The organism is Brevundimonas sp. Marseille-Q4549 (assembly GCF_976940555.1).
In genome coordinates this window covers 2,714,018-2,727,313 of sequence record NZ_CDRHXG010000001.1, presented here as the reverse complement: position 1 = coordinate 2,727,313, position 13,296 = coordinate 2,714,018, and the positions used below count along the sequence as shown (strand labels likewise).

The following is a 13,296-nucleotide window of genomic DNA, read 5'->3' as shown; positions in this document are numbered from 1 at the left end:
ATCAACCTCTCTGGAAGGGATAGAAGTCGGTCCCAAGCTGTAAAATCGTCGTCAGTTCGTCCAACGCTCCGCGCGTCTCGTCCAGCAGTTGCGGATCGGCCAGATCGGCCGGACGCAGTTCGTCGCGATACCAGCGGTTCGCCCAGTCCGACAGGCGCGTGTGCAGGGCGTCGGTCAGGCGCATGGCCGGATTCGTCGCCGCCAGCTCCGCCTCGGTCAGCACGACGCGCAGGCGCAGGCAGGCGGGGCCGCCGCCGTTCCGCATCGACTGGCGCACATCGACATAGCGCACCGTGCCGATCGGGCCGTTGGAGGCGGCGATCCGTTCGGCGACCGCATGGCTGCGCGGATTGTCGCGCGTCTCGGTGGGGCAGATCAGGGTCAGGCGATCCTCGCCCGGAACCTGGATCAACATGGAGTTGAACAGATAGCTGCTGATCGCGTCGGCCAGCGGCAGGTCGGCGTCCGAAACCTCGACGAACTGCGGCTCGAAAAGGCCGTCGGCGGCGCGGCGGATGGCGGCCTTGGTCGCCTCCGTGTCCTCGAACGCCAGTTCGTGGAAGAACAATGTGTCCAGCGCCCCGACGCAGACCACGTCGTTGTGGAAGGTTCCGCCCGCGATGGCCGCGCGCGACTGCTGGGCCAGGACCGGGCGGCCCGCCTCATGACGGCGGACGATGGCCTCTGAGGCTTCGCGCGTCTGGCGCGCAGGGAAGGGGTCGTCCCACGGCTCGAACGCCTCGCGGCCCCAGACCAGCAGATTGACCCCGCGACCGCCATGCGCGGCGCACAGGCGAACATGGTTCGCCGCGCCTTCGTCGGCCAGATGGGCCACGGCGGGCAGGGCGTCGTGGACGGCGAACCGGCCGGGATCGGGAAACAGGGCGTCCAGCGCCCGTTTCGTCTGTTGGTGTTCCAGACTGCGGTGCAGATTGGTGTGCAGATTGGCGGGCGTGAAATGCACCCGGCCGTCCGCGGCGTCGGCGCTGGGCGTCACCGTCGCGGCGTTGGCGGCCCACATGGGCGAGGCCGAACAGGCGGCGGCGGCGAAAGACGGGGCGGTGCGCCACGCCTTGTCCAGCACCTGAGCGTCCGAACCGGCGAACCCCAGCGACCGCAGGAAGGGAATGTTCGGCCGCTCATGCGGCGGCAGGACGAACTGGGGCAGGCCCAGGTCCGCCAGCGTCTTCATCTTGTCCAGACCCTGCAGCACCGCCGCGCGCGGGTTCGACGCCTCGCCCTTGTTCAGGCTGGACGCCAGATTGCCGGGGCTCAGGCCCGCGTAGGAATGGGTCGGACCGATCAGGCCATCGGCGTTGGCTTCGACGGCGGTCATCAGGATTCTCCCTCCCCGGCACGGGGAGGGGGGCTGAGCCGAAGGCGAAGACGGGTGGGGGCGGCAAGGCGACATCCCACAGACCTGTCATGCACCAGACCGGCGCGATCCTGCCGGGCCGCCCCCACCCCGTCGCTGCGCGACGACCCTCCCCGGTACGGGGAGGGAGAGGCGCGGTGCGAGGTCACGCCCGCAACCCCTTGATCTCGCCTTCGATATTGGCGACCGCGTCCGCCTCGAAACTGGCGACCGGATAGGCGCAATAGTCGGCGGCGTAATAGGCGCTGGGCCGGTGGTTGCCGCTGGCGCCCAGACCGCCGAACGGCATGTCGCCCGCCGCCCCGGTCGTCGGTCGGTTGAAGTTGACCACGCCCGCGCGGATGCGGCGGATGAAGCGGTCCCAGGTCTTCGGATCGTCGCTGACGAGACCGGCGGACAGGCCGTATCGCGTGGCGTTGGCGGCGGCGATGGCGGCCTCGAACGTCGGGACGCGGATCACCTGAAGGAAGGGCGCGAACATCTCTTCGTCCAGCACGTCCAGACCGGTCACGTCGATGATCGCGGGTTTGACGAAGGCGCCGGGCAGATTGTCCACGGGGCCGGAGGCGCGGATGACCTTGGCCCCCAGGTCGATGCGCTGTTGAAGGGCCTGAAGCGCGCCTTGGGCGGCGTTGGCCGAGATCAGCGGCCCGGCATAGGGTTCGGGGTCGCTGTTCCACGGGCCGAAGATCAGGCGGTCGGACAGGGCGGCCACGGCCTCGACGATGGCGTCGCCCTGCGGCCCTTCCGGCACGATCAGGCGGCGGGCGCAGGAGCAACGCTGGCCGGTGGTGACGAAGGCGGACTGCACCACGATACCCGCCACGGCCTCGGCGTCGGCGGCGTCCCAGACGACCAGCGGATTGTTGCCGCCCAGCTCCAGCGCCAGGATGACGTGCGGATCGTCGGCGAACTTCCTGCGGAAATACGCGCCCGCCGCGCCCGATCCGGTGAACATCAGGGCGTCGATGCCCGCGTCCAGCAGGGCCGCGCCGGTCTCGCGCCCGCCCTGGACCACATTGACCACGCCGGTCGGCAGGTCGGTGGCGGCGAAGGCCTCGGCCATCACCTGACCGACCAGCGGCGTTTCTTCCGACGGCTTGAAGACCACCGTGTCGCCCGCCAGCAGGGCCGGGACGATATGGCCGTTGGGCAGATGGCCGGGGAAGTTGAACGGGCCAAGCACCGCCGCCACGCCGTGCGGGCGGTGGCGCAGGGTGGCGCGGCCGAAAGCCGTGTCGTTGGATCGCTCGCCCGTGCGCTCGTCATAGGCGCGGATCGAGATGTCGACCTTGCCGATCATGGCGGCGGCTTCAGTCTTGGTCTCCCACAGCGGCTTGCCGGTCTCGCGGCTGATGGCCTCGGCGATCTGAGGCGCGCGGTCTTTCAACACAGTCTGATAGCGTTTGACGGCGTCGATCCGATCCTGACGCGGTCGGTCGGCCCAGTCGGGAAAGGCGGCGCGGGCGGCGTCGACGGCGGCCTGAACCTGGGCCGGGCTGGCGGCTTCGCCTTCCCAGTTCACGGCCTCGGTGGCGGGATCGGTGGATTTGAAAACGGTCATGATTTCACACGAATGGTTGCGCCGTTACGAACCTTCAACGCGGCGGCGGTTTCGGCGGTCAGGCGAACGGTCTCGCCGTGGATGTCCGCCCTGGCGCGGACGGCGCGGAAGGCGGCGACGCTGTCGGTCGAGATCAGGGCCGGCAGTTCGGCCTCAACCTGGTCGGCGATTTCCAGCGTCAACAGGCGCGCATCGCGCACCGTGCGGATGTTGTCGCGCCCGCAGGAGACGGTCGGCCCGGCGTCGAAAATGTCCACCAGCCCATTGGTGCGGAAACCCTCGCTTTCCAGCAGGGCCATGGCGGGCACGCCCTGGGGATGGACCTTGCCGATCACGGCGCGGGCGGGTTCGGGCAGCAGTTCGACATAGATCGGATGGCGCGGCGCCAGGTCGAGGATGAACTGTTTGTCGGTCGATCCGGTCATCCGGTCGGCGTCGTCGAACTCCATCGGGAAGAATTTGTGCGCCACATGATCCCAGAAGGGGCAGGCGCCGTCGGGGGTGAAGACGCCGCGCAGTTCGGCCAGCACATTCTCGGCGAACAGATCGGGCTGGGCGCCGATCAGCATATAGCGCGACTGGCTGAGCAGGCGGCCCGCGCCGCCCTTGCGCCGGTCGTCCTTCAGGAACAGCGATCCGACCTCGGTCCAGCCCGTGCATTCGTTGACCAGCACCAGGGTCTGGTGGTCCAGCTTGACGCCGATCGACGGCGACGACGCCGTGTTGTTGACGACGCGGAACGAGAAGAAGGGGCGTTTCAGCCCCACCGTCGCCTTGACCGAGCCGATACCGTCGATGTCGCCGGTGTCGCCATCCTCCAGCATCAAGGTGTACCAGGCCTCCTGCGGCGTGACCTCGCCCCGGAAACTGGCCTGGCTCAGCTCCAGCCGGTCGGACAGGACGTCGGGGTCTTCGGGCAGGCTGGTGAAGCCGGGGCCGGACAGGATGGCCAGTTCCAGCACATGATCCAGGTCGGCGGGACCGGCGGGACGGACGATGAGCATTCTACAGGGTTTCCATCCGCAGGGATTTCAGTTTCGCTGCGTCGATCTCGCCCGAGGCGACCTTGCACAGGATCAGGGCGCTGAGCTGGGCGCGTTCGACGAAGCTGTCGGGCCAGGCGAACTCCTGATCCGAATGGATGTCGCCGCCCCGGACGCCCAGGGTGTCGATATTGGGCAGGCCCGCGGCGTGCAGATTATTGCCCTCGCACACCCCGCCCGACGGTTTCCAGGCGATGGGCTGGCCCAGCAGGGCGCCGGCTTCCTTCACCGCTTCGAACAGGGCGGTCTGGGCGGCGTCCATCGGCTTGGGCGCGCGGGTGAAGCCGCCATGCAGGTCCAGCGTCAGCCCTTCGAACGGCGGCGTGGCGGCAAGGCTGCGCACCTGGGCGTCGACCCAGTCGGCGGCGGCCTTGTCCGGCACACGCACGTTGAAGCGCACCACGGCGTTGTCGGCGACCACGTTCAGGGCGCCGCCGCCTGCGATCTTGGCGACATTGACGGTGACGCCCTCGTGCTGGCCGTTCAGGGCGTGCAGGGCGGCGGCGATGATGGCGGCGCCCGCCACCGCATTGCGGCCTTCGTCGAAGGCGCGCCCGGCGTGGGCGGCGCGGCCCGTGACGATCAGATGATAGTTGCCGCTGCCCTTTCGTGCGCCCGCCAGCGTGCCGTCCGCCAGCGCCGGTTCGTAGGTCAGGCCGACATGGCCGCGCGCGCCCAGGTCGGCCAGCAGCGGGGCCGAAGCCGGCGAGCCGATCTCTTCGTCGGGGCTCAACAGCACGGTCCAGCCGACGCCGTGTCTGTCTGGATGGGTTTCGAACGCCTCCAGCGCGGCCAGAAGCACGCTGATCCCGCCCTTCATGTCGGCGACTCCCGGCCCGTTCAGGGCGCCGTCGGCCCGCGTGGTGACGGTCTGGAACCGGCTGTCGGCCGGGAAGACGGTGTCGTAATGGCCGGTCAGCACGATCTGGATCGGCGCCTCGGGCCGGGCGGTGATCTTCAGGGCGTCGGCATGGGCCTCGGTCCGCACCGCGCCGTCGTCGGAAACGGTGGTCGAGCCTTGGGTCGGCAGCCGCTCGACCACGGCGGGCAGGCGACGGGCCTCGGCCTCCAGCACATCCAGCATGATGTTCAGCCCGGCGGCGTTGCGGCTGCCGGAGTTGATGTTCGCCCAGTCGATGGTGCGTCCGATGATGGCCTCGCGTCGCGCGGCGACGTGGTCGAGGACGGCCTGGTCGGAGGTCAGAATCCGCATCGGCCAGACCCTAGACGGACGGACCGCAAAGGTGAAGGCCGGGACTGGCTGGACAGGGCATGAACAGGCGCTAGTTTCGGGGGAAAGGGGACATCGTCATGCTCGAATCCTGGCTGCGCGCCGCCAATCCTTTCAATCGCCCCCGCGCCATGGCCGAGGCGCAGCGGGCGGCGCGCACCGCCAGTTTCGCCCTGATCCTCTCGGCGGCGTCCAGCCTGGCCTCGGCGGGGCTGATGGCGATGCATCCGGAATGGATGGCGACCATCATGGCCAATCAGTACGCCCGAATGGGCATGTCCGACGAGATGCAGCAGGCCCAGCAGACGATGATGGCGACCATCATGCCTTGGGCGATGGTGGGCGGCATGGTCGTGACCGTGGCGATCTGCCTGGTCCTGGCCTGGGTTCAATGGAAGTTCATGACCCGCGCCATTCCGATCATCCTGCTGATTCTGATCGCATACAGCGCCGTGACAGGCCTGGTGGGGCTGAGCACCGGCCAGTATCACGGCATGGCCCCGGGCTTCGTGACGATGAGCGTGCTGACGTGGGCGATCCAATTGGTGTGTGGGGTGCTGTATGTCGCCGCCCTGCGCGGGGCCCTGGTGCTGCATCGCCTGAAGCAGGAGCCTTGAGCATGAGCGTCGTCCTCTACCACAATCCGAAATGCAGCACGTCGCGCAACGCCCTGGCCCTGCTGCGCGAGCGGGGGATCGAGCCGACGGTGGTCGAATATCTGAAGACCGGCTGGGACAAGGCGACGCTGGAGCGCCTGGCGTCGAACACGGGCCTAGTTCTGCGCGGCCTGTTGCGAGCCAAGGAGGCGGCGGCCAAGGCCCTGCTGGAGGCGAACGCCTCGGACGCCGATATCCTGAAGGCGGTCCTGGCCGAGCCCGCCCTGATCGAACGCCCGATCATCGAGACCGACAAGGGCGCCCGGATCGGCCGGCCCGTCGAACGGGTGCTCGAGGTTCTCTAACGCCGGTTGGGGCGTCGGTCGCGCTGCTCGCCGGGCGGGCGGCTCTCGCGCCGCCAGCGGATCGACAGGCTGGTGTCGCCCTGACCGCCGAACTGCGAGGCCACGGCGATGTTGCGACGGGGTTGCCATTCGACCTTGACCGCCGCCCCGCCTTCGCCGCCCCCGATCACTTCCAGATAGACGTTGTCGGTGATGTAGCGGCCGCCCGCGATGGTGACGGCCGAAGCCTCGCCCCCGAACGACAGCCGGTCCAGACCCGCCAGTTCGCGCAGATTGCCGATCACGTCGAAGCCGCCGCCGCCGGCCAGGGCCGCAACCCCGGCCGCCAGCTGGGCCGCCTCGAACGGCGACAACTGCGAGGCCGAACGGCCGAACAGCACTTGCGACAGGATTTCGTCCTGGGGCAGGGAGGGGGTGGAGGTCAGGGCGATCTTGGGCTCCGCCGCCGTGCCGGTGACGTTGATGGAGGCGGTCAGGGCCGTGTCCTCACGCGTCGCCGACAGGTTCAGGCGGATCAGCTTGGGATCGGTCGACAGGGTGACGCGGCCGTCGTCGTCGAAGACGAAACGCTTGCCCGCGAACTCGTAGTCGCCGCGCACCACGTTTGCGACGCCGGTCAGTTGGGGCTGGGCGATGGTGCCGCGCACCTGGGCGTTGACGTCCAGCACGACGTTCAGGCCGCGACCGCTGACCCGCACCTTGCCGCCCGAGGAGCGCAGGGCGATGTTCATGCCGATCTGCGGTCCGCGCGCCTTCTTTTCGGTGTCGACGGGATCGCCGCCGGGACGGTTGATCTCGACCACGTCCATGGAGACGATGCCGGTAGAGCCGGGCACTTCGGGTTCGATCCGGGCCTCGTCGATATTCATCTGGCCCGTCAGCTGGACGTTGCCGTCCTGGCCGCGAACGATGGTGATCGGACCCGAGGCGCGGGCTTCGCCGATGTCGTTGTCGATGACGCGGAAGCGGTTCAGCGTCAGCTGGGCCGTGGAGCCCGAGCCTTCGCGCAGGCCGATCCGGCCCTGACCCGTCACCGTGCCGCCCGAGCGGTCGTTGGCGGTGAAGGTCTCGATCTGGGCGGTGGTGTCGTCAAAGCTGGTGCGCAGGGTCAAGTCGCCCAGGACCAGACCCACCGCATTCTCGCGATAGGCGCCCTGGCTCAGGTCGAACCGGCCGTTGATGCGGGGTTCGGCCAGGGTGCCGCCGAGGACGGCGCGGCCGGCGACCTGGCCCGACAGGCTGCGTTCGCCGCCCAGGAACAGGTCCCAGATCGGCTGAATCTGACCGTTGATCGCCACGTTGCCCGACATCGGACGGGTGCGGGCGATGGCCAGGCGCAGCGGCGCTGCCGAGGTCTCCACCGGCAAGGTCAGGTCGGCCGAGGCCTGGACGGCGCCCTCGTCGACGGCGGTGGCGCGCACGGTCAGGGTGTCGCGGGCCAGGACGGCGTCCAGCCGCCCGTCCACGGCCAGGCCGGCGGGCGCGTCGATGCTGCGGATCTTGGCCAGGACCAGATTGGCCGTGCCCGATAGGTCGTCGCCCGTGCCGCGCACGGTGATCCGGCCGGTGGCCGTGCCGCGCAGGTCCGGCGCCAGGGAGCCCACGTCCACCGTCGTCAGATCGGCCTGAAGTTGGGCGGATCGGGCGTCCTGGCGCATGTCGGCCAGCAGCACGCCGCCGCCGACACCGAGGTCAAGATGGGCCGAGCGTTCGGCGCCGTTCAGGGTGATGGAGGCCGGGCTGCGGGTCGTGAAGGCGACTTCGCGCACACGCCCTCCGCCCTGCAGGGTCAGATTGTGCGCCTGACCCTGGCGGGAATAGACGCCCGCGCCGTTGAACTGGGCCGGCGTGTCGCCGCCGACGTCCAGCGCCAGGGTGAAAGGCAGGCGGGCCAGCGTTCCCTGGCCCTTCAGGTTCAGGGTGCGCAGGGTCCAGGTCTGGCCCGCCAGCCGCACGTTGCGGCCCGTGACGTCCAGCACGGCGGTGTCGGAGCCGCCGCCTTCGGTCAGGCGCACCCGGCCGTTGGCCTCGCCCGCCGCCAGGAAGGCGCCGGAACGTGCGGTGAAGGTCAGGTCGGCGCTGGAGGGAATGTTGTTCGACAGGGCCACGGCGCCCTGGGCCGTCACTCCGCCGGCGTTGACGTCCAGATCGGTCAGGCGGATGCGGTCGCCGCCCAGGAAGAAGTTCCCCTGCGCTCGGGCCGGGCCGTAGTTGGAGCCGCTGGTCACGGTGATGCGGCCGTCGGAGGCGTCCGTGCCCTTGCGGAAGCTCAGCACCATGTCGGCGTCGTTCAGCACCAGGGCGCCGGCGGTGATGGTCTGGAAGCCGGCGGTCAGATCGACGCGGGGCTCTGACAGGGTGCCGGTCAGGGCGCCCTGACCCTTCATGTCGCCGCCGATCTCGACCGGGCCGGCGTTGAAGGGACCGCGCGCGTTCCAGTCCAGGGCCAGGCGCAGGCGTCCGGCCGTTTCGATCAGGCCCTTGGCGCCGGCGCGTCCGGCCGCGCCGGTCAGTTCGCCGCGCGTGACCTCGATACGGCCGCCGTTCAGACGACCGTCCAGCTGCAGGCGGGGCGTCTTGCCCAGGATCCGGTCCAGTTCGGGCAGGCCGACCGACAGGTCGCGGCCGCGTCCGTCGAAGTTCAGCACCCAGGGCGCGCCTGTGCGGGCGGTAGAGGCGCGCAAGGGGCCCCCGAAGGCGCCGCGCGCCTTGGGCAGGATGCGCGAGGCGTCGGTCAGGCGAACGTCGCCGCGGAAGCTCATGCCGCCCAGGAGATTGCGTCCGCCCGAGCCCTTCAGCGTCAGGCCCTGACCGGTCAGATCGACCTTTTCCAGCAGCAGGGCGCCGTCCTTCATGCGCGCGGCCTGAAGCTGCACGCGCGGGCTGGAGCCCAGAAGGCCGCCGATGATGCCGTTGGCGACGCCGCCATTGGCGCGGATGTCGCCGTCCAGGTCCATGCGGCCGTTCTTGACCTGGACGTTCAGCGGGCCGGCGATGCGGGTGGCGCGGTAGCTGGCCAGGTTGGCGTTCAGCACGGTGGCCTGGCCCTCGAGGCTCCAGTTCGCGGCGTCGCCCTTGAACACGCCGGAATAGGCGGCGGGGCCGGCCACGTCCGAACCGGCCAGACGGCTGAGCGAGGCGATCTGTAAATCCAGCCTGATCCCGTCGGGCGAACTGCGGTCCGACATGCGGATGACGCCCGAGGCCTGGGAGGCGACGTTGTCGGCGATCAGTTTCCAGCCGACGCCCTGGTAGGCCTTGTCCCTCGACGGTACCATGGCGAAGCCGAAGCGCGCGGTGCGGCCGATCTTGGTGATGAAGGGCGCCAGCAGTTCCGAGCCGCTGAAGTCGGCGAAGCCCGACACGCGTGATCCGTTCTTGCCGAATTGCCCCTCGATCGTCAGGGGGGTGAATCGCCCGGTCTGGACCCTGGCGTGAACGATCTCGTCGTTCAGCACGGCGACCGCCGAGAAGGGCTGGTCCGGCGAATAGCCCAGGCTGCCCGCCAGGGGGCCGCCCTGCGCCTCGTTGGCGCGCAGGTTCAGCCGGGTGTCCTCCAGCTTGCCGCCGAAGCTGGCGTTCAAACGCAGGAAGTCGCCGGGTCGGTTCAGGCTGTCGGCGTCGACGACGGCCGATTTGACGCCCGTGCGTGGAATGTCGGCCTTGCCCGACAGCGCCCAGCGTCCGTACTCCTTGGAGAAGCCCTCCATCAGTTCGACGTGGGTCGAGAAGCGGTCGATGGCGATGGAGATCGGCTGCGGGCCGCCCGGCTGACCGGTGTCCGGTTCCAGCACCGGCTGGCGGATCAGGCGGATGACGTCGGCGCTGATATCCTTGGCGTGAAAGCGCCGGCCTAGCAGGGGCCAGTAGGACCAGTCCATGTGGACGTTGCGTGCTTCCAGCCAGACGCCCTGGGCGTCGGTCACGGTCAGCCGGTCGATGCTGAAGTCATGCAGAAGGTCGCCCTTCACCCCATAGACGTTCAGTCGGCCATACCGGCTCAGCTTCTGGTTCTGCAGCAGGGCGGCGACCCGTTCGCGGCCGGAATCCGAACCGATGTAGTAGCGGCCGCCGACCAGGGCGGCGGCCGTCAAGACCAACAGGACCGCGACCACGCCCACCGCGATCAGGGCCAGACGCCGGGTCCAAACCCGCCAGGCCGCCTTGCGGACCCTTTCCCGCCGGGCAGGCGTCTTCGGGGCTTCCTGCGTCGGGGCGTCCTCGGATGTCGGGGGCGGGGGAGGGGTGTCGGTCAAAACGCCTGGCCGATGCTGACATAGATCTGGAAGGCCGCGTCGCCCGGACGCCGGTTCAGCGGCATGGCTACGTCGGCGCGGATGGGGCCGAACGGGAGTTTGTAGCGCACGCCCGCCCCGACGCCATAGCGGGTGTTGGTCAGGTTCGGTGTCGCCTGGAAGCCGACGGCGCCGGCGTCCACGAAGCCGACGGCCTGGAAGCTTTCGCCGATGTCGCGTCGAACCTCGAACGAGGTTTCGAACAACGACAGGCCCCCGCCCGGCGTGCCATCCGGCAACTGGGGATTGACGCCCTGATAGGAATAGCCGCGCACCGAACCCCCGCCGCCCGAATAGAACAGGCGGTCGGACGGCACGGTCAGCTCGCCGCCGCCGACGATGGAGCCAATGCGCAGGCGGCCGGCCAGGACGGTTCGCCCCTTCTGGATCGGGAAATAGGCCGTGGATTGCCCTTCCGTGCGCAGGAAGACGATGGTGTCCTGGCCCGTCACGGCGGTCGGCTGGACCGACAGGTTCACGCGCCAGCCGGTGGTGGGGTTCAGCGGATCGTTCGACCGATCCAGATAGGCGCTGGTCCGGCCCGTCAGGATGGCCAGGTCGCGGTCCAGCTTGACCGAGCGGGGCGGCACGGTGGTGTAGTCGTAGCGGCTCTCGGCGTAGCGTCCGGCGTCCAGGCCGACGCCGTAGTTGAAATAGGAGGTCTTGCCGATGCGCTGTTGCAGATCGGCGGCCAGGACCACGGCCGCGCGGTGGAAGGCGTCGGTTTCCTGATTGACCAGGGCGGCGCTCAGTTTCAGCGTCCGGCCCGGGCGGCGCCAGTGGGGCAGCGACAGGTCGGCGCCGAGGCGGCTGTCGATGTTGGCCAGGCGGGCCTCAAGCCGCAAGGTGTCGGCCCGGCCGAAGCGATTGTAACGGGTCTGGATCACATCCACGCCCGCGCCCTCGGCTGTGGACCAGGTGGCGCCGGCTTCCAGAATGCGGCGCGGTCGATCCTGAAGAGTGACGATGACGGGACGCAAGCCCGCTTCGGTGGTCTGATCGACGGGGGCCAGGGCGACGCCGACATTGTCATAGACGCCGGTGTCCAGAAGCCGACGCTCCAGCTCGGCCACCTCGTCGGGATCGTAGCGGTCGCCTTCCTTCCAGGGCGCCAGGCCCGCGACCCAATCGGCATTGGTGCCGCCGCGCGTGACCAGACGCACGCCGTTCAACCGGACCAGAAGGCCCGAGGCGATGTGGTATTCGGGGGCGACGGTGAATGCAGCGTGATCGACGACGACGCGGCGCGGCTCGGCCTTGGCGTCGGCGTAGCCGTCCCGGGTCAGGCTGGCGACGATCCGGCCCTCGCCGGCGATGATGTCCACGGCGCGACCGGGATCGCCGGCCTTCAGCCCGATGGCGGCGATGGCGTCATGGGCGCTGTCGGCGTCGGGCGCGGGATCGGTCCAGCGGACGGCCGGATCGGTCAGCAGGAAGCGTTGCCCAGGGGTGACGTCGACGATGGCCACGGGGGTCTGCTCGCCCTCGACCTGATCCTCAAGCAGGGGTTGGTAGTAGCCTTCCGACCGCAACAGGGCCAGGGCGGCGTCCATCGCGCCACGCGCGCGGCGGCGCGCCTCGAACCGGCTCTCGGCGGCGTCGTCCACCGTGCCGACGGCGCGTTCCAGCATCCGGCGCAGATCGCCGCTCATGTCGCCCCGAATCTGGGCGCGCGGCTCCGCCGAGGCGGCGTCGGCGCACGCCGTCCAGGCGGCCATGGCGGCGAGAATCAGGGTCGGCCGGAATTTCAAACGGAAACCTTCGTCAACAGGTGTCATCGCCGGGCGCCGGGCCCGGCGCCTCGCGCGGTTCAGTAGAAGAGGGTTTCGCTGTCGGGCTGGACCGACTGTTCGGAACTGCGTTCGTCAGGTTTCAGCTTTTCCGGCGGCGGGGTCGGCACGGGGTCGGTGACGGGCGGCGTCTCGACGGGTCGTTCCGGCGGGGCGGGTTCGGGCGGGGCGACATCGACGGGCGGGGTGCGGTCATCGTCGTAGTCGCTCGACCGACGGTCGTCGCAGGCCGAGAGGCTGAGCGCCCCGAGAGCCGTGGCGGCCAGAACAAGGATCGAGCGTTTCATCACAAAAGTCCCCGGCTTAGACCCCTTGCAACGTCTCAGGGTCTTGCGCCGTTCCATAACGAGCAAAATGTCCGAGGTCATCCTGTGTGTGACCAAGCCTGAATGGCGTCTGAAAGCGTCACGGAGGGTGGGGGTGCGGCTGCGCGAACCGGGGCGCCGTCGATCGGGGTGCGGGCGTCGGCAGACCGTCCTCGAACGTCGCCCGCGCGCGATTGTGCGGATGGTCAGCGCCTCGGACAGGGACAGGACCGGGGTGACGCAGGCCTCGGTGTCGGCGAAGGCGGCGGCCCAGTCGTCGCGGTCGCGCTGGGCGAAGATCTGCTCCAGCCGAGCATGAAGGGTACCATCCGGCGAAATCGTATTGCGGCGCTGTCTCGGGCGCGATGTCCAGGCCGTGCAACAGGGCGGCGTAAAAGCGCGGCTCCAGCGCCGCCACGGCCACGAACCCGCCGTCGCGGCAGCGATAGCAGCGATAGAAGGGCGCGCCGCCGTCCAGCAGATTGGCCCCGCGTCGGTCGCTCCAGGCGCCTTGGCCGCGCAAGGCCTGGAACAGACCGCCCAGCAAGGCCGCGCCGTCGGTCATGGCGGCGTCCACCACCCGACCGCGCCCCGTGGTGCGCGCTTCGATCAGCCCCGCCAGCACGCCCACGACCAGCATCATCGCCCCGCCGCCATAGTCGCCCACCACGTTCAGCGGCGGGGCGGGCGGTCGATCCGCTTAACCCCATGGCGTGAAGCAGACCCGACAGG

At 69.6% G+C, this 13,296-nt stretch carries 9 protein-coding genes and 1 pseudogene; 2 read left to right on the top strand and 8 right to left on the bottom strand.

Annotated features, from left to right (window positions below):
- Position 1: 1 nt before the first annotated feature.
- The 4 genes from astB to ACWPV3_RS13630 form a co-directional block, all read right to left on the bottom strand.
- The gene (gene astB / locus ACWPV3_RS13645) at positions 2-1,339 is read right to left on the bottom strand and encodes an N-succinylarginine dihydrolase (protein ID WP_453978537.1); all 1,338 of its coding nucleotides are present in this window, start codon (positions 1,337-1,339) and stop codon (positions 2-4) included.
- 181 nt (positions 1,340-1,520) lie between these two features.
- On the bottom strand, positions 1,521-2,939 hold the full coding sequence (gene astD / locus ACWPV3_RS13640; RefSeq protein ID WP_453978204.1) for a succinylglutamate-semialdehyde dehydrogenase: 1,419 nt from the start codon (positions 2,937-2,939) through the stop codon (positions 1,521-1,523).
- On the bottom strand, positions 2,936-3,943 hold the full coding sequence (locus ACWPV3_RS13635; protein ID WP_453978203.1) for an arginine N-succinyltransferase: 1,008 nt from the start codon (positions 3,941-3,943) through the stop codon (positions 2,936-2,938). Before ACWPV3_RS13635 ends, astD begins: the two co-directional genes overlap by 4 nt.
- A 1-nt stretch (position 3,944) precedes the next feature.
- Complete coding sequence (locus ACWPV3_RS13630; RefSeq protein WP_453978202.1) at positions 3,945-5,195, bottom strand: hydrolase; 1,251 nt, start codon at positions 5,193-5,195, stop codon at positions 3,945-3,947.
- Between the two features lie 98 nt (positions 5,196-5,293).
- On the opposite strand from ACWPV3_RS13630, the gene ACWPV3_RS13625 reads away from it, so the two are divergent.
- Both ACWPV3_RS13625 and arsC read left to right on the top strand, forming a co-directional pair.
- Positions 5,294-5,830 carry a hypothetical protein gene (locus ACWPV3_RS13625; protein WP_453978201.1) on the top strand — a complete coding sequence of 179 codons (537 nt, stop codon included), beginning with the start codon at positions 5,294-5,296 and terminating at the stop codon, positions 5,828-5,830.
- A gap of 2 nt (positions 5,831-5,832) precedes the next feature.
- The gene (gene arsC, locus ACWPV3_RS13620) at positions 5,833-6,174 is read left to right on the top strand and encodes an arsenate reductase (glutaredoxin) (protein ID WP_453978200.1); all 342 of its coding nucleotides are present in this window, start codon (positions 5,833-5,835) and stop codon (positions 6,172-6,174) included.
- On the opposite strand, the gene ACWPV3_RS13615 is transcribed toward arsC, so the two are convergent.
- From ACWPV3_RS13615 to ACWPV3_RS13600, 4 genes and pseudogenes are all read right to left on the bottom strand, one after another.
- Positions 6,171-10,430: a translocation/assembly module TamB domain-containing protein gene (locus tag ACWPV3_RS13615; RefSeq protein ID WP_453978199.1), complete on the bottom strand. Its 4,260-nt coding sequence runs from the start codon at positions 10,428-10,430 to the stop codon at positions 6,171-6,173. The two genes, arsC and ACWPV3_RS13615, sit on opposite strands and share 4 nt — an antisense overlap.
- Positions 10,427-12,247, bottom strand: a complete 1,821-nt coding sequence (locus ACWPV3_RS13610) for an autotransporter assembly complex protein TamA (RefSeq protein WP_453978198.1) — start codon at positions 12,245-12,247, stop codon at positions 10,427-10,429. The genes ACWPV3_RS13615 and ACWPV3_RS13610 overlap by 4 nt, the downstream gene beginning before the upstream one ends.
- A gap of 32 nt (positions 12,248-12,279) precedes the next feature.
- A complete protein-coding gene (locus ACWPV3_RS13605) occupies positions 12,280-12,546 on the bottom strand; it encodes a hypothetical protein (RefSeq protein WP_292087590.1) in 267 nt (88 codons plus the stop codon).
- A gap of 258 nt (positions 12,547-12,804) precedes the next feature.
- Positions 12,805-13,204: pseudogene (locus tag ACWPV3_RS13600) on the bottom strand (CoA transferase); the annotation flags it as partial.
- Positions 13,205-13,296 lie beyond the last annotated feature (92 nt).

Coding starts and splice junctions, on each gene's coding strand:
- ACWPV3_RS13610 (WP_453978198.1), bottom strand. CDS start 12,247: ATGACACCTGTTGACGAAGGTTTCCGTTTGAAATTCCGGCCGACCCTG.
- arsC (WP_453978200.1), top strand. CDS start 5,833: ATGAGCGTCGTCCTCTACCACAATCCGAAATGCAGCACGTCGCGCAAC.
- astD (WP_453978204.1), bottom strand. CDS start 2,939: ATGACCGTTTTCAAATCCACCGATCCCGCCACCGAGGCCGTGAACTGG.
- ACWPV3_RS13630 (WP_453978202.1), bottom strand. CDS start 5,195: ATGCGGATTCTGACCTCCGACCAGGCCGTCCTCGACCACGTCGCCGCG.
- ACWPV3_RS13625 (WP_453978201.1), top strand. CDS start 5,294: ATGCTCGAATCCTGGCTGCGCGCCGCCAATCCTTTCAATCGCCCCCGC.
- ACWPV3_RS13635 (WP_453978203.1), bottom strand. CDS start 3,943: ATGCTCATCGTCCGTCCCGCCGGTCCCGCCGACCTGGATCATGTGCTG.
- ACWPV3_RS13605 (WP_292087590.1), bottom strand. CDS start 12,546: ATGAAACGCTCGATCCTTGTTCTGGCCGCCACGGCTCTCGGGGCGCTC.